Genomic DNA, 17,079 nt, shown 5'->3' on the forward strand with positions numbered 1-17,079 from the left:
GAAACGAGGCTGCGATCTCTTGATCTGAAGGAAATGAGATAGAGCAGCCTCGGCTGCTCTTTTGCTTTATGAGAGAACACCCATGACCGCCGCCAAAACCCGCATTCTAGAGCTACGCGCTGAGCTGGATCAGCACAACTATCGCTACCACGTGATGGACGAGCCGAGCATTCCGGACGCCGAATACGACCGGTTGTTCCATGAGCTAAAGGCCCTTGAAGCGGCCAACCCTGACCTCATCACCAGCGACTCGCCGACCCAGCGCGTCGGCAGCGCGGCGCTGTCGGCATTCACTCAGGTGCGTCACGAAGTGCCGATGCTCAGCCTCGGCAACGCCTTTGAAGAGAGCGACATGCGCGAGTTCGATCGCCGTGTGACGGAAGGTCTTGATCTGCCGGCCGGCGATTTGTTTGGCGGCGGTGCGGCGGTGGAATACAGCTGCGAACCAAAGCTCGATGGCCTGGCGGTCAGCCTGCTTTACCAGGACGGTGTGCTGGTGCGCGGTGCGACCCGCGGCGATGGCACCACTGGCGAAGACATCAGCGTCAACGTGCGCACCGTGCGCAACATTCCGCTCAAGCTGCAAGGCAGCGGCTGGCCGGCGACCCTCGAAGTGCGCGGCGAAGTGTTTATGTCCAAGGCCGGTTTCGAACGCCTCAACGCTACGCAACTGGAAGTCGGCGGCAAGACGTTCGCCAATCCGCGCAACGCGGCGGCAGGCAGTTTGCGGCAGCTGGATTCGAAGATCACCGCCAACCGTCCGCTGGAGTTCTGCTGCTACGGCATCGGCCAGGTGTCGGCGGACATTGCCGACACGCACATCGGCAATCTGAAGCAGCTTCAGGCATGGGGCATGCCCATCAGTCGCGAGCTGAAACTGGCGCACGGTATTGATGAGTGCCTGGATTACTACCGCGACATCGGTGAGCGCCGCAACGGGCTGGCCTATGAAATCGACGGCGTGGTGTTCAAGGTCAACAACATCGCCTCTCAGCGTGAACTGGGTTTCCGTGCTCGCGAGCCGCGCTGGGCGATTGCTCATAAATTCCCGGCCATGGAAGAACTCACCGAGTTGCTCGACGTGGAATTCCAGGTCGGCCGTACCGGTGCAGTAACCCCCGTGGCGCGCTTGAAACCGGTCAAGGTGGCGGGCGTCACCGTGGCCAATGCGACGTTGCACAACATGGATGAAGTTGCGCGTCTGGGCCTGATGATCGGCGACACCGTGATCATCCGCCGCGCGGGCGACGTGATTCCGCAAGTGGTGCAAGTGGTTCTGGAGCGCCGTCCGGAAAATGCGCGGGCCGTGCAGATTCCCGAGCAATGCCCGGTCTGCGGTTCCCATGTCGAACGCACGCAACTGGTCAAGCGCAGCAAGGGTCGCGAAACCGTCAGCGAAGGCGCGGTGTATCGCTGCGTCGGCCGTCTGGCCTGCGGCGCGCAGCTCAAGCAGGCAATCATTCACTTTGTCTCGCGTCGTGCGATGGACATTGAGGGGCTGGGCGATAAAAGCGTCGAGCAACTGGTCGATGAAGGCCTGGTGAGTTCTCCGGCCGATCTGTATGCCCTGAAGTTTGACGACATTGTCGATCTGGAAGGGTTTGCCGAGCTGTCGAGCAAGAAGTTACTCAGCGCTATCGAAGACAGCAAGAAACCAGGCCTTGCCCGGTTTATCTACGCCCTCGGCATTCCCGATGTCGGCGAGGAGACGGCCAAGGTCCTGGCGCGCTCGCTCGGTTCGCTGGAGCGGGTTCAGCAAGCATTGCCGCACGTGCTCACGTACTTGCCGGACGTCGGTCTGGAAGTGGCTCACGAGATTCACAGCTTCTTTGAAGATGCGCATAACCAACAGGTGATCGCGGATCTGCTCAAGCATGGCCTGCAGATTCAGGATCAGGGCGACCTGGGCGCCGAGTTTGCGGCGAGCACCACGCTGGGCGGTTTTCTCGACAAGTTGCACATTCCTTCGGTCGGGCCGGGTGGCGCGCAGAAACTGGCGGAGAAGTTCGGTTCGCTGGAAGGCGTGTTCGGCGCTGACTGGCTGGACATGCGTCAGGCGCTGCCGGAGAAGCAGGCCAATTCGGTCCGCGAGTTTTTTGCGATTGTAGAAAATCGGCAGATCGCTGAGGCCGCTGAAAAGCAGCTGCGTGATTTCGGCATGCATTGGCAGAGCGAGAAGAAGGTCGTCGAAGGACTGCCGCTGGCCGGGCAGACCTGGGTGCTGACCGGCTCGCTGGAATTGATGAGCCGCGACGTCGCCAAGGACAAGCTGGAAAGCCTCGGCTCCAAGGTGGCCGGATCGGTGTCGGCCAAGACTCATTGCGTGGTGGCCGGGCCGGGTGCCGGTTCGAAGTTGGCCAAGGCCAATGAGCTGGGGTTGAAGGTGCTGGATGAAGAGGCGTTTGTGGCGTTTCTGAGCACGCACGGTATTTCCGTGTGATGCCATTCGCGAGCAAGCCCGCTCCCACATTCGACCGAGTTCCTCCAGATGGAATACGGTTAAATGTGGGAGCGGGCTTGCTCGCGAAGGCAATTTTTGCCGTTGCGCAAAAAAGCGGGAACGATCGTCAGGCGATCATGATCTAGTCTTGGCAAGCCCAAGGGAGAGACCGCCATGTACCGCTTCTTCGAACAGCTCAGCTCGCGCATTGCCGCGCCCTTCATCGGCGAGCGTTCGCGCAACAGCAAGGTCTGGCAGTGCCGCTGTGGGCAGTCGCTGTTCTTTCGAAACAGCCAGTGCCTGGCCTGTTCGGCGGTGCTGGGTTATCAGCCTGAACACAGTCGTTTGTCTTCGCTGCAGCCCGGCTTGCAGGCGGACACCTGGATTCTCGACGCCGATCCCGACGCCGGTGTGTTCCGCCGCTGCGCCAATCTCGATTCCCCTGCCGCGTGCAACTGGCTGTTGCCAGCCAACGACCATGATGCGTTGTGTATCGCCTGTAGCCTGAATCGCACCATTCCCGATTTGTCGATTCCCGAGAATCACGAACGCTGGCACAAGGTCGAGACCGCCAAGCGTCGCCTGGTCGCGCAGTTGGTCAGCCTGGGGTTGCAGGTCATTCCCAAAACCGTGGACGAAGAGACCGGACTGGCCTTCGATTTCATCGGCATAGACCTCGAAGGCAAACCACCGACCACCGGCCATGCCAACGGCCTGATCACCCTCGATATCAAAGAAGCCGACGACGCCCACCGCGAGCAGGTCCGGGTGCAAATGCGCGAACCGTATCGCACGCTGCTCGGGCACTTTCGTCATGAGGTCGGGCACTATTATTGGGATCGGCTGATCGCCAACAGCCAGTGGCTGGAGCCGTTTCGCCGGCTGTTCGGTGACGAGCGCGCGAGTTACGCCGACGCCCTTGAGCGGCATTACCAACAAGGCGCACCGCTCGACTGGCAGCAACAGTTCGTCAGCGCCTACGCCACCATGCATCCATGGGAAGACTGGGCGGAAACCTGGGCGCACTACCTGCACATGATGGATGCGGTGGACACTGCCCTCGGCTTCGGCATGAGCGCGCGGGAAATGGATTTCGACTACCAGCCATTTCCGTCCACAACGCTCTACGATCCGCGGCATCCCGGCGGCGCGGCGTTCCTGTCCTTCGTCAATGCATGGATCGAACTGGCCGGCATGCTCAACGAACTGTCGCGCAGCATGGGCCAGCCGGATTTCTACCCGTTCGTTTTGCCGCCGGCGGTGATCGCCAAGCTGCACTTCATTCATCTGGTGATCCAGCAGGAGGGCGGCAGGGCGGATGAGGTGTTGGCGCAATAAGATCAAAAGATCGCAGCCTCCGGCAGCTCCTACATGAATGGGTGTACACCTGTAGGAGCTGCCGAAGGCTGCGATCTTTTCAGGCGTACCGCATGTCCTTGAAGCAGTTCATATTTTTTAATCCGCCCGAACGGTTGTAACTTCGTCTCAGACAGGTACAATGGCGCGGCTCGCCGTCAGGTGAGCATCGTTATGGTGACTCCATCGGTCCCCCCGCAACGATTACCCGTGAACCTGGTCAGATCCGGAAGGAAGCAGCCACAGCGGGAACATTGTGTGCCGGGGTGTGGCTGGTGGGGTCGCCACCTATCTCTAAGTCCTTGATTTTTCAAGGATTTGTCAGTTAAAAATCTTGTAGTGTGACAGCGTTTAAGTACACCCAAGTGGTGCACCATAAGCGGCATATTATCGTGCTTGCGATAGCTACTCCAGCAACTCACTGAGCGCTCTACGATTGGATCATGTAGTCGGCAGCGGTAAGTCAGCTAGAGATGCCTTCCCGCGAAAAGATGCTGAAGTGTAAGTGTGGCTTCCTGTGTGACGAGTTAGGAATGACTTGATCACTCCACGCATTCAAAGGTGTAATTCCGATCCCAGTAACCGCCCTTGATTGTCATCTTGGCGTAGCGGTTGTGTTTCAGGCATTCAGAATCAGCCAATCTCTGTGCCCCCCTGTGTATTCAGAGACTGCGACTCAACAACATTCCGTGGATTTGAATTGACCACTGACGTGGAGCATCCGCCCAAGGCAAAGATAATGCCGATCACTGCGGCATGACACCATTTCAACGGACTGTGCAGGAGGATCTTGTGCATGGGCTACTCCACGTTGTTCTGAGGGACTGGGAATGCCAGGTGCCGGGCTAGCTGCGCGATTCGAGTCGATATTGTCGTTCGGATGAAATAGGTCCGATCTGAGCATGCTTAGAGATTTAGCTTGGACAAGATCAAGCAGAGCCCTGAGATATCAGGCTCCCAGCTAAGAGCCCGCAGATGCTCAAGTGCGAACCTGTGATTATTCGGGGGATAGCTGTGAGTTTTCCTGAAGCTGCTCCCCGGTCTCAGGTGTCATCCTTTTAGAAGGAAAAACCATAGAGATGGCGAATTGGATTCTCGATTCTTGCCCCGCCTTATCCTTCAAGCTCCCGCCTGCATTGAGCCCGAAGGTAGTTATTGCAACCTTCAACCCTGCATTCCCTTCGTGGAAGCCTCAGTAGTTACACCCACATCAAAATTAACTCGCTCTACAAGCCGTGTCCGTGAAAGTGACGATTTGTCATCCACTTCAAGTGTGCGGGCGAAGCCCTTAGGACCATCATTGCTGTGAGTATTATTCTGGGTGGGGTTCACCACTGCGTCTGTGTGCTTCAGCGCTTCGTTCGCGGCTAAGATTCCTTCTGTAATCTGGGTCAGGCTATTGGCGATGAAATCCTTTAAATCCATGGCGATGTCCTCAGGCTGTGGCAGCGGAGAAACGGCCAGTGAAGGCGTAGCAGGGGTTGAGGATCATGCCTCTTGGCTTCTGGGTTATCTGGCATGGCTATGGTCCTTGGGGTGATGGTCCTACAGCGCTAGTTCATGAGCTGGAGTGACGGTGTACGTCTCTGTGGCTTAGGGTGCCGCTCGTGGCTCGGTTTGAGTTCATTCACAAATCTGCCTGCCATATGTAGGCAGCTACTTGAACCTAGCGTAGGTCATGACCATATTCCAAGAGCTGGTTTCCGTAAAGGTCTGGATAATGCACCGTGGTAATAGCAGATTTCGTTTCTTTGGTGTGTCACGATTGGCGGGTTGGATGAAAGTCTTCAGTTCATTACTATAAAATTGTTTTTTAAGTACAGGAACTGGCAGCTAACTATCTTTAGTGATCGTTGCAAAGTAAGTTATTTACTTTGTTGGCGGGGTGTATCCAGTTTTCGGTTTTACTTATCGCCTTGTCTTAGGTGATTATGTGTAAATGCCGATTGCTTGATGTAGAGGAGAATTTAAATTTATAGGGGTTTCCTCCTTTGGGTTTCAATAAGCTTCACGATAATTTTAAATGATTGTTAAGTTTTATTTTGTTGATTTTTTTGTGGGTCGGTAGGCAAAACATGGATTAGGTGTTTTTTTGCGGTGTAGTTTTTGACGATGGTCGGGCATGAGCAGTGTGTTGCGTCTGAGGGGGGGCAATCTGCATGGCGTCGAACCCCTAGGTTTGCCTTCTTTTTAATGGGGCCGGTCGTTGCTCGTGGGCGGGAAAATATTCCGGTGAAGGCTGTCTGCATTTCTGCAAGCCGACTATGGGCGTTTTTCCTTTATTTGCGGGCTCTATCTGCCTATTAAATATTGGAGAAAAGCTAAAATAAAAGTAGCATGGCCCCATTGCTAATGGCTTGGTTTACGTCTGTGTCGCTGTAGCGCTAGTGGCGTCGATAGCTGCAAATCATAGGGCGCCACGTACCTGCTGATTAGGGCGGTTTGGTGGAGCAATCAAAAAATATGCAGGGAGAGCTCTGGTGTCTGATCTAGAAAAAATCGCAAGTGTCAAATCCTCTGCTGAAAAGGGCGAGTTGGTTGTGGTTGTGGGGACCGGAGTTAGCTTAGCTCTAACCAACGGGAGCCACTCTCATCTTTCATGGAGAGGGCTGATAGAAAATGGATTTAGCTATGGTGTTGCTAAAGGGAAAATTGAGGAGGGTCAGCGAGAACGTTGGAGTCTCCTATTGGGCTCATCAGATATAGATGAGCTGTTAAGTGCCGCAGAGTTTATGGGTAAAAAACTTGAGTCTCCATCAGGTGATCTCTATAAGAGATGGATGTATAGTCTTTTTGAAAAAATAAAGCCCGAAGCCAATCAGATGTTTGATGTAATTAAGTGTGTTGCGAGCTTAAACATACCCATTGCTACATTAAATTATGATACCTTGATTGAAGAGGTTACTGGTCTTAACTCTATTTCTGTTGCGGACTTAAGAAGAACGACAGGTTGGATGCGTGGGGATGAAAAGGGCGTTTTGCATCTGCACGGATGTTGGCAAGAGCCAGAGTCGTGCATTCTTGGTATTAGGGATTACGAAAAAACCATAAATCACGAAACTAGAGATCTTTTTCAGCGTACTCTAGGTACCTTCAAGCGATTGCTATTTATTGGTTGTGGAGATACTTTTTCTGATCCGAATTTTTCTGCGTTAATACTGTGGTTACGCAATAACATGAAGGCCACAACACTTCAACATTATGCTGTTGTCGCTAATTCCCAGTGTTCTGATCGCAATAGAGATGAATCATGGCATGGTTTCGTTGAGCCTATTGGATTTGGTGATGATCGGGCAGCTCTTCCGTCTTTTTTAATGGCATTGCTAACGGATATTAAAAATAACACCCCGAAAGCGCACAGAATTAGAAAGCAAAAAGCTGACTCTGGAAAAAATGATGACTTGTTAAATGAGTATAGAGGTTTTCTCCTAAAAGACTGCGGCGAGATGGCTATTGAGGGCATTCGAGCTGATATGGAAACAGCAAGGAAACGTTTTGACTTAGAGCAGCTGTTCGTTCCATTGGATTTGCAGGCGTGTCCTCCGCATATTCCATTGGGTGATACTGAACGCGACAAAAAGCTTGCGGCTTGGGAGGAGAAAAATAAAAAAAACAAACCGTTCGGAGAGGTTTTTAGTCGTACTCGTGGATTGGCTCTTCTTGCTCTTCCTGGGGGCGGAAAATCACTATTATTAAAACGCCTTGCAGTTGCATACTCAAGTGAAGAGCGTCGCTTGCGTGGTAAGGATTTACTCCCTAAAGAAGATTTGACACCCGTTTTGATCCGGTGCAGGGAATGGCGAGATCATATAAAGCTACCAATCATGACGCTTCTTAAAAAATTAGGGGACATTACCGGATATTCATCCTTGGCAGGGCTGGGAAAGGCTCTCGTTCCGTTACTGAAAGAAGGGAAGATTCTGCTATTGGTCGATGGATTAGACGAAATTCACGACAATGCAGATCGCACAATATTTGTTGAGAATTTAAGGCGTTTTTTAGACACTTACAGGGGAATAAGAATTGTCGTAACAAGTAGGGAGGCTGGTTTTTCTCTAGTAGCACCTTGCTTGATGGAATACTGTGAGTTATGGAGGGTTGCTCCTCTAAGTAAATACGCAATCGAATTGCTATGTCAGTACTGGCATCAGTTGATGGTCACAAATGTGCAGGTTGGAATGAAGGAGGCTGCGGCACTAAGCGACCAATTGACCAGTACTGAATCATTAAGAAGGCTTGCTGAAAATCCGCTGCTGCTAACCATGTTGCTTGTAGTGAAGCATGGGGCAGGTCGCTTACCACCTGATAGAGTAAGCCTGTACGGTAGAGCGGTCGAACTTTTGCTCGATACATGGAACATAAAAGGGCATGATGCTCTTAGTATAAAAGAGTCAGTTCCGCAATTGTCTTATGTGGCTCTTGCACTTATGCGTTCTGGGCAGCAGACCGCAACGGAGAAAGAGCTACTTGTATTGCTAGAAAATGCTCGAGATAATGTGCCGCAAATTAAACGCTATGCTCGCGATACTCCTTACGAGTTTCTTAAAAGGGTCGAACTTCGTTCAAGCTTATTGCTTGAGGCCGGTCATCAGTTTGAAAAAGGGATGCCTATTCCTTTCTACCAATTCAGGCACTTGACTTTTCAGGAATATTTGGCAGCAATTGCAATTGCTGAAGGTAATTATGAAGGCTTTGATACGCGCTCCACAATATTGAAACCCTTGGCAGACAAGCTTGCGGTAGATGAGTGGAAAGAAGTTATTCCAATGGCTGCTGTTTTGGTTGGTAAGCAGGCTGAGCCCTTGATTGCTGCTTTAGTAAAAAGAAGTCTGGTTCTAAAGAAAAAAATACTGGAAGGAAAAGATTTTCCAGGTAAAGCTGATTGGCTGACTAATATTGCACTACCAAGTGATGTGTCAAGATTGGTACAAAGCCTTGCTGAGGAGGCTGAAGCTGAATCGCCAACCATTACTAAGGCATTAAACATTATTGTATTTTTTGCTAAAGGTTGCAGGACTGAGAATGACTGGCGTGCGCTTGCGTGCGGCCCTTACGGTGAAGAGTTATTACATCAATCGTGGCTGCTCTATAGAAATATGGATTGGCCGAGCGAAACTTGGATGAGAAATAGTTATGCGGGTCTGGCGATACTTAGAAAGCCAACCGCTTACTGGTTAAGCGCTGTAGGTCAAAAAGAAATTATTGCTTTAATTGAAGATACATCGCCTGAAAAAATATGCCTTGGGCTTATGACCTATGTAGGTTTGCTATGGAATAATGTAAGTTTACCGGTTCGAATCTCTTCAAAGTTTATGCCAGTTATAGAAGAGAGATTTAATCATGCACATCCTGGTATTGTGCATGTTGCTATCTGGTGTTGGGCGTTAACTCGTTATCGCTCTAAGTCTCCGGTGGTGCCCGCTATAAAGATTCTAGATGATTTGCTGCGGATTTGGTTAGATGATAATACGTTAATGACGCGAAATCTCTGTGACATGGCGTTTGGTACTTGTGATGGCATAACTCGACGTGATTGGTTGCCGTCATTATCAGCTGAAAATATTGAGACGATTCGAGCTGAAGTTCCTGCGGAGTTTTCATCTAAGGTTTCATATTTTGGTAATATATTCGTGGCCTTTCATTCTGGAAAGGTGTGGTCCGACGAACAGTTGGTTGACAGAGTCGCGCAGATAGAATGGGCTTTGGCGACTGAAGGAAGTCACCAGTGGAAGACTGTAACGAATATGTTGCAGCAGATTGAACCATATGGTGTTGACTTCCTCAAAGACAGCAGAAAGTCGCGTAAACGTAGAGGGTCTCGGAGACACGGCAATGCAGATTGATATCTTATAATTGGCCTAACCTGGTGCGGGCGGAGTTACGCCCGCAATCGGGTTATAGGTGTATGGCAGCAAAGTCAGGGGCGCGATATTTATCTCCGCTGATGTGTTGATCGTGACGTTGATTTCGTCGTCATACAATCTGGCCAAGGCTTCGGCAGAGGGAGGGGCGTGTCAAGCTGCGAGTACTTCGGACTTTTTTCCAGTGACGCTTTTTACAGTAGCATAGGGATGGCGTGGGAGCTCTGTTTTATCTAGCTGCTGGCTGAACTTGAGTGGCAGAGTAGTTTGCAGGGATCCAGATATGTTTGGCTGCTGCTCACCGGCTCACTATCTTATTTTGGCCAACTACCTAAATTTTCAAAATTGCCATGGCAGGCAGGTTAGAAATGTCGGGCCATTGAACGGGCGAATATCAAAGGGGGGATTCTGTCAAGCGGATGGAGAGTAACGTTATAGAGCGGGCTACTTAACCCGGTAGGGCTTTCCATAGGCTCGCATACCATTCTGTTTCTCGAATATCCTGAAATGAAAAAGCAACTCATGGCGCTTCTCTCATATGAGCTGAAGACGCTTACAGCGACAATTCCCTCTTGATGCGGTAAACGGTGGCGACACCGCAATCGGCTAACTTGGCGATCTTGTCCGCAGACATTTTTGGATGCTCCCGCATTAACGACTGTACCTCTGTCCACTTGGCTTCATTCTTACCCTTGCCCGCTGGCCTCCACCCAGGATCAGATGCACGCTTGTTCTCAAGGCCTTGCTTGATGCGCTCCACACGTTTCTCTTGATCAAGACGTGCCATGGTTGCCATCAGGTCTAGCAACATGCTGTTGATTACTTCCATGATTTGGCCGGTTATGCCCTTGTCCTCAACCATCATATGACTCGTGGGAAGGTCAGCCACTACCAGGCGAAGCCCCTTGGTCTTAATGGTTGACTTGAGAGTATCCCAATCAGGTTGTGAGAGGCGACTCAAGCGGTCTACAGACTCCACCAGCAACACTTCACCCTTTTCGGCGTTGTTTAGCAGGCGCATCAGTTCAGGACGAAGGAGTTTTGTCCCGCTGATGTTCTCGGCATACACACCCGTAATGTGCAAACCCTTGTCAGTAGCGAACGATTCCAAGGCGACTTTCGCACGGTGGGCGTCCTGATCCTTGGTACTGGCACGCAGATAAAGGTGAGTGTTCATGACGTACTATCCTTTAGCATTTGGTTTGATAGAGCTATGATAATAGAATCATATAGATATCCACAATAGTTATTTGATAGTTGCTTGGAGGGTGTTGCAGGACTATCAGACCTGTCTAGTCCTTTGATCGTCAGATCATCAGTATTTGTCCAGTAGCGAGGTAGTCGCCCATGGAAGCCGACGACATTGATTGACATGCTCGGCTGGGGGGAGTTTTCCATCAGAAATTTTGTGATCTGGAAATTTTTGAGCGCCTGTTTTTTAGATTGGTTCCTACCCAAAACAAAGGGGCCCCATAAGCCCCTTTGGACCGTTCTGACAGTATGTAGTCGGTCCCCCCCCTTCCCAAGACCATCTCCGTTATGATTTCACCAATGGCGCATACGAGCCGTTTCAGTGGTAGCGTTGCGCACTCAGCCTCCTCAATTCTCGTAATGACAAGGGACGTTTAATGATCAGCAACGGACGTGCTTACTGGTGGGTCAATCACAAGCAGACATTCAAGGAAGAAACCGAGGGCGGATACATTTGGTCCCCGAAGCGAAAGAAGAATGGCAGCTTTAATCAGACTTACGAGAATCTGAGTTATGTGCAGCCTGGGGATGTGGTGGTCTCCTATGCCAACACCGCCATTAAAGCTATCGGTGTCGCAACAGCGAGGGCTCAGGATCAAGGCAAGCCACAAGAGTTCGCGCAAGGGGTCGGAGATAACTGGTCAGAGGACGACGGGTGGCTGGTACCTGTTGAATGGACAATGCTTCCCGTGCCGATTAAACCAAAAGACTACATCTCTCAGATTGCGCCACTGCTGCCCGACAAGTACTCCCCTATCCGTCGAGATGGCAACGGTAATGAAAGTTGCTACCTAGCCAGCATCTCTATCAATCTGGGTCGCCTTGTTTTAACCCTGGCTGGCCCACCAGATCCAGAGGTAATCAACCGGATAGATGAGCTGGCGGACCAGATTGAAGATGATATGGCAGAGCAAGAGATTCTCGACTCCCTGCGTCAGCCAACCGAGAAGGATCAACTGGTCAGAGCGAGGCAGGGGCAGGGAGTCTTTCGTCAGCGTGTCATGTCGGTGGAAGGAAGGTGTAGGGTCACCGGGGTTGCAGATGAGCGGTTTCTGATTGCAAGCCACATCAAGCCTTGGAAGGTGTCGGATGATCAGGAGCGACTAGACGGGGAGAACGGCTTGCTGTTAGCACCTCATATCGACAGGCTATTCGACAAGGGGTGGGTTAGCTTCACTGAGGATGGGCAATTGCTAGTAACGGATGAGGCTCTCAAAGTGCTCAGAGCTTGGCATATCAAGCCCGATATCAACGTCGGTCACTTCAGTCAGAAGCAGTGTCAGTTTCTGAGCCATCACCGGCAGCATGTCTTCAAGTTAAGGCGGGATAGCTGATCTTCGCAGGCGCTGTTGGGTGAAATTACTGGTGAAGACACCGCGTATCCTGGCTCGAAAATATTCGCCAAACAATCCGGCTATCCCCGCCGTTGCTTGAAACAAATCCATTTGTAGTGGTCTAATGAATTCAGACACCCATTTAGGCGAAAATGTTCTCCATAGAGAAGTGTCTGATGACTAAGCAAGGTCATTCCTTTACGCCCAAAGTGCTCGAACAGGACAACAGCCATATCGAAGCTACTTGTTCACTTTTCCAGCAATGCTTCCATATATCTGGTCCGGTCTATTTCGTATCCTGCTTATTTAACTAAGGCTGGAAGTATTTTATCTGTTGTATTGTGTCCTCTAGGATGCCCCTATTTTATTAGGTCATAGGATGGAGCGGCTCAGTTTTAAAATATAAAAAGGCACATATGGCCAGTGCTATGTGGTCTGGTCGCTATATCATACGGCTGTGTATAAAAAACGCCTATAAATGGCGTGTTTTGGCGCATTGGTACAATGGTCCTGTCACTTGTCCTTAGATTTTTAGGCTGTGGCCAGCGAAGGTCGTGGTATTAAAAATAACAAGAAATCCTTTTATATTAATATTTTGTGTTTTTCTATGCGGGTTGTGATTTTACTGCAAACTGCATAGCGCTTGATGTGGAACTCCTGGTTAATATCCGTGATGGCGCCGTAGGCAATCGGAACGGATGTGTTTGTTAAATCTCTATGCTTTTAAAATATCATAGATGATCGCTAGGGTTATGGTCTGTTTACTTCGATTGCACGAGCTTGCGAGTGCACCCGGTACGGGTGATCAGAATCAATGAAAACCGATATTGCCTTTGGTCTTCTAAATGATCCAGCGGTTTTTAAACTTAGAGCCACTATAATGTTCAAGTCGTTCTAGATACACGCTTCGCGTAGAATGCACTTCGTGCCTTCTGGTTTAATCTGTGTTTAAAATAACTGTTTGGGTTCTAGATCCTGCTTGAAAACTTTAAATGGCGGCCATATCTCTAAGAAGTATTCTTAGGGTTGCGGCCGTTTTTATGCAGGCTAGCCGCCCAGCTTGCACCGGGCGGAATCAGTATTATACGAAGAACTGTTCCAGGCCTTCGACAGGCTTGACTGGTAAGCTTTCGCGGACATTCTTTGTCCATGTACGGGCAGTTCTCTCGGCTACCTTCCAAAGCTCCATCACAGCTTTGTTGATGTCGGCCTGTTTAAATCCGTTATTGAACCCATGTTTGATGAAGTTAATAGCTTTGGTTTTTTCATCGGCTGACCAGCTACCATTTAACATTGGGTAAATATAGATGGGGCAATTATATTTGGACGGTTCAGGAGTCAACTTCGAACGTGTGTATTTGTAGCCCAATTTCTTTGCAAAAAGGTCAAACAGTCCTCCATCAATATTCGCAGCCAAGATATGGGTTTCCCTTGCCCGATCAATCTGAGCAAACACGGATTTTTCGACAATAGTGTGGAAGTTGATAATTCCGCCTTTTTCCGTTTCAAAGAGTACGATATTTCCGGTCAAGATTGTGTCATAAATCTTATGTTCAACTGCCGATAATGTAGACGCGTTATCCTTATTTGACATTGATGATTTGTACGTTTTTACCCGAGCCGTTATTTCCGTAAGCAGACCATCCTTGATTTGCAGTTGATTATTAAAAGCTTCGGTGGTTGCAAAGATTGTTTCTGCTTCTTTGGATTTCAAGGTGAAATGATTGATATCCATGATCTCAGGAATTTCATCGATTATCAGGATGTAACCTTTGAAAAGAATCGGGTCGGTGCGCCTCAAAGCATCGTGTGTGATGATAATCAGCGGATGAGCCTTGCTCTTAAGAACTTGGGCCAAGACCCTTGTTACTGATGTTTTATTGTGTTTGATTTCATCCTGGTCACTGTTAATGATCAGGGGGGTTAGATTTGCTTTTTTCATTGTTTTCAAGATGTCGTCGTTTAATTTTAACGTTGGAAGCGCCATGACTACTTTGAATCCATTATTAATATAGTCTGGGATTTTATTGACTACGGCTTGAGTTTTACCTGCGCCAGGTGCGGCGATGGCTGTGTAAATGCACTTCTTGGTCATTACTAAATATACCTTTTTTGGGTTGAGTTGATCCTAGCTGTCAATGACCGTGATCGTCAGTGTTGGCGGGGATTTCGTTTTGGTTGAGTGGAGTATGAGGCCGTTTTGCTCAAATCTAAACACAATCGAAAAATATTTTTAATTTTATGGGTGTTGTAATGGTGTTATTTGAGGTTTGTTTGCTTGTGTTGAATAATAATTTGATTAAATCGTTATTGGCGCTGTTTTGTTGGTGGTGTGCTGTGGTGTTAGTTATTTGTTTTTAGTTTGATTTAATTATTTTGGGTGCCTTCTCGATGGATACAGCTTCGAGAGGCACCCCTTTTTTATTCGCTGGGTATCAGTTCAAAGTGTCGCAGTGCGCCCACCATAGCCTTCAATGGGCTGCGACTGCCGTAGATGCTGAACGTCACTGCACCGTCCTCGTGCCCTGCAATTCGCTTAATTAGAGAGTCTTGGACCCCGGAGTCCCGAAGATCATCGATGAGCGTATGTCGAAAACTGTGGAATGTTTTCCTGGGGTCGGTAATTCCGCGTTTTTTCTTGTAACGTCCGAACCACTTCGACGGCGCATGGCCCAGCTTTCCCCGCACTGGTTCAAGTTCAGGGAATAGGCGATCTGCCCCGGTGGCCCTGACTGACTCAACGTGGACCAGTAGACCCAGTTCGATCAGGGTAGGGTGGATGGGTAGCAAACGGCGACTGCTGGCGTTCTTGAGGTTCTGGCCTTCGCTGTTGTCATCAATGCGGATGCATTGAATGCCCTGTTGTTCAATGAAGTCATCCACACGCAGTTGGCAGAGTTCTTCCAGTCTTGCCCCGGTGGTTCGCCCAAGGAGCGGCAGCCAGTAACGCCATGGATGCTTGCGGGCTTCTGCTTTGAGTTCAGCCAGATCCAGTAGGATGCTCAGATCCTGTCGATCAAATGACAACCGGGCTTCCTTGGCAGACCCGGTCATGACATTGAGTCCCAGCAATGGGTTGTCCGCTACATATCCATTTGTCTTGCACCAGTTCATGAATGCCGAGAGCTTACGTAAGCGGTTGTTCACGGTAACGGCGGTGATGGTCTTGTAAGTGGCGCCTGACTCAACGACCTGCTTCAGGGGCTTGCCTTCATATTCGGGGCGTAGGCCGAAGTACTGTGGACAGCGACAGAGACGATCTTTCAATATTCGGGCTTGCTGTACGTCGAATGCTTCAACGGGCATGTCGCCCATCAGTTCGAACAAATCTCGTATTGAGCGTTCAACTTCGTGGGTGCTGACTTCACGCCACGTGCCACCACGTTTTCCCTCTTCTATATAGAGCTTGGACAAGCTGGCGAGCGTAGGGCCGTCACTGTTCCGCATCACGGCATTGGTTGGCGTTTTCCGTACAGCAGGTGGGATCGTTGGTGAGGGGGCAGAGTCTCGCCACTCCGAACACAGCCTACGCAGCGTCTGAAGGTCAGCCATGGGGTGGGCGTTCAAGTGGCTGTGGACTTGCTGGGCGAGTGAGGTTGCCAGGAAGAGTGCGTGTTGACGATGCCGAATGTTCAGGCTCAAACGCAAGGTGTGACACCTCGGGAAGAGATGGTTGGGTAGCCTGAGATTCAGGTAATAGACGGGTCCACGGCGGGTTATGTAGGCCATGTTGTACACCTGTGTTGTACAGCAAAGTTGTACAGTGCTGACTACACCCCGTTTTCTGACTGCCCGTGCAGCGAGTTTGCACGGTAGAAATATTGCAACCCAAAGAGCCTGAAACCCTGACCCCATCGGTCCCCCCGCAACGATTACCCGTGAACCTGGTCAGATCCGGAAGGAAGCAGCCACAGCGGGAACATTGTGTGCCGGGGTGTGGCTGGTGGGGTTGCCTCCATAACGCCTCGCGAGCCTTCTCTCGCGTTATCCATCAAAAACATCCCGTTTTGTTGTCCTGCCATGGATCTCGTCCAGGGCGGATTTTCGTCGTTTCCGTTTTGAAAGCGGCGCAAAAAAAGGAGGCCGACTTGTCGAATCACGACAAGTCGGCCTCCTTTTTCATTTCTGCCACTAAGGCTTGGACAAGGCCTGGTCAACCGCTGCAATCAGCTTTCCCAGATCCTTCCGGGTGGCTTTGTGTATGACTGCGAAAAGGTACGCCCGCTGTTCATCTTCGTCGCCCAAATCTGCGAAAAAGGCTTTCAGCTTCACGCCCAGCACATCCACAAGCAGGAACAGTGCTTCCACGCTGGGAGTGTAGGTGCCGGTTTCGAAGCGGCTGATGGTTTTGGGGTCAAAACCGGTTTTTTCGCCGAGTTCAGCCTGAGTAAGCCCCGCGACCTTGCGGTAACGCCGAATGGCTGGACCCAAACTTGAAATTTGCATCGCTCAATTCCCATTTAGAATCAAGAACTTAACGATAGATTTTTGCATTAGACAACCGCATGGTCCATCACCTTGCTTTGCAAAATGTGATGTATTTCGTAGAATCGCCGACCCAAAGGGGTATTCGGTGATCTGTTTTCGGAAGTTTGGCTGATATGGAAGAGCCCGCATTGCGCTCCCTCGAAGCGTGTGCGGAGCGCTGAAATGGTTCTGAAGCCTTGCAAAAATGTTACCGAAATCGTTGTTGCGGCCCTTTGTCAGGGTCTTTGAGCCTAGTTGATCTTCGGCTGCCAATGGGCCATCAATCGCTGTATAGGGAGTGAACACGTGGCTCTGCGCAGTACGATTCACAACATCTCTTCCGGGCATTGTGCGCTGGTCGAGCTGTACC

9 protein-coding genes and 2 other RNA genes are annotated in these 17,079 nt (G+C 50.4%); 6 read left to right on the top strand and 5 right to left on the bottom strand.

What is annotated here, in order from left to right:
• Nucleotides 1-82 precede the first annotated feature (82 nt).
• From ligA to ffs (ACA073_RS09065), 3 genes are all read left to right on the top strand, one after another.
• Nucleotides 83-2,440 carry an NAD-dependent DNA ligase LigA gene (gene ligA, locus ACA073_RS09055; protein WP_497402972.1) on the top strand — a complete coding sequence of 786 codons (2,358 nt, stop codon included), beginning with the start codon at nt 83-85 and terminating at the stop codon, nt 2,438-2,440.
• 174 nt (nt 2,441-2,614) lie between these two features.
• Complete coding sequence (locus tag ACA073_RS09060; protein ID WP_497402973.1) at nt 2,615-3,778, top strand: zinc-binding metallopeptidase family protein; 1,164 nt, start codon at nt 2,615-2,617, stop codon at nt 3,776-3,778.
• A 202-nt stretch (nt 3,779-3,980) separates the two neighbouring features.
• Nucleotides 3,981-4,077, top strand: an RNA gene (gene ffs, locus ACA073_RS09065) — signal recognition particle sRNA small type.
• Nucleotides 4,078-4,960: 883 nt separating this feature from the next.
• On the opposite strand, the gene ACA073_RS09070 is transcribed toward ffs (ACA073_RS09065), so the two are convergent.
• Nucleotides 4,961-5,221 carry a hypothetical protein gene (locus ACA073_RS09070; protein WP_497402974.1) on the bottom strand — a complete coding sequence of 87 codons (261 nt, stop codon included), beginning with the start codon at nt 5,219-5,221 and terminating at the stop codon, nt 4,961-4,963.
• A 1,055-nt stretch (nt 5,222-6,276) separates the two neighbouring features.
• Between ACA073_RS09070 and ACA073_RS09075 the strand changes: the two genes are divergently transcribed.
• Entirely contained in the window at nt 6,277-9,639 is a 3,363-nt protein-coding gene (locus tag ACA073_RS09075; RefSeq protein ID WP_497402975.1) for an SIR2 family protein, read from the top strand.
• Nucleotides 9,640-10,210: 571 nt separating this feature from the next.
• Here ACA073_RS09075 and ACA073_RS09080 read toward each other — a convergent pair.
• Complete coding sequence (locus tag ACA073_RS09080; protein ID WP_497402976.1) at nt 10,211-10,834, bottom strand: recombinase family protein; 624 nt, start codon at nt 10,832-10,834, stop codon at nt 10,211-10,213.
• Nucleotides 10,835-11,285: 451 nt separating this feature from the next.
• Here ACA073_RS09080 and ACA073_RS09085 point away from each other — a divergent pair, with 451 nt between their 5' ends.
• A complete protein-coding gene (locus tag ACA073_RS09085; protein ID WP_497402977.1) occupies nt 11,286-12,242 on the top strand; it encodes an HNH endonuclease in 957 nt (318 codons plus the stop codon).
• A gap of 1,081 nt (nt 12,243-13,323) precedes the next feature.
• On the opposite strand, the gene ACA073_RS09090 is transcribed toward ACA073_RS09085, so the two are convergent.
• Both ACA073_RS09090 and ACA073_RS09095 read right to left on the bottom strand, forming a co-directional pair.
• A complete protein-coding gene (locus tag ACA073_RS09090; protein ID WP_497402978.1) occupies nt 13,324-14,337 on the bottom strand; it encodes a hypothetical protein in 1,014 nt (337 codons plus the stop codon).
• Between the two features lie 326 nt (nt 14,338-14,663).
• Complete coding sequence (locus ACA073_RS09095) at nt 14,664-15,971, bottom strand: site-specific integrase (RefSeq protein ID WP_497402979.1); 1,308 nt, start codon at nt 15,969-15,971, stop codon at nt 14,664-14,666.
• Nucleotides 15,972-16,094: 123 nt separating this feature from the next.
• On the opposite strand from ACA073_RS09095, the gene ffs (ACA073_RS09100) reads away from it, so the two are divergent.
• Nucleotides 16,095-16,191: signal recognition particle sRNA small type (gene ffs / locus ACA073_RS09100), an RNA gene on the top strand.
• Between the two features lie 182 nt (nt 16,192-16,373).
• Here the strand turns inward: ffs (ACA073_RS09100) and ACA073_RS09105 are convergent.
• Nucleotides 16,374-16,688 carry a helix-turn-helix domain-containing protein gene (locus tag ACA073_RS09105; RefSeq protein ID WP_497402980.1) on the bottom strand — a complete coding sequence of 105 codons (315 nt, stop codon included), beginning with the start codon at nt 16,686-16,688 and terminating at the stop codon, nt 16,374-16,376.
• Nucleotides 16,689-17,079: the final 391 nt, after the last annotated feature.

Source organism: Pseudomonas sp. LBUM1670, assembly GCF_059695695.1.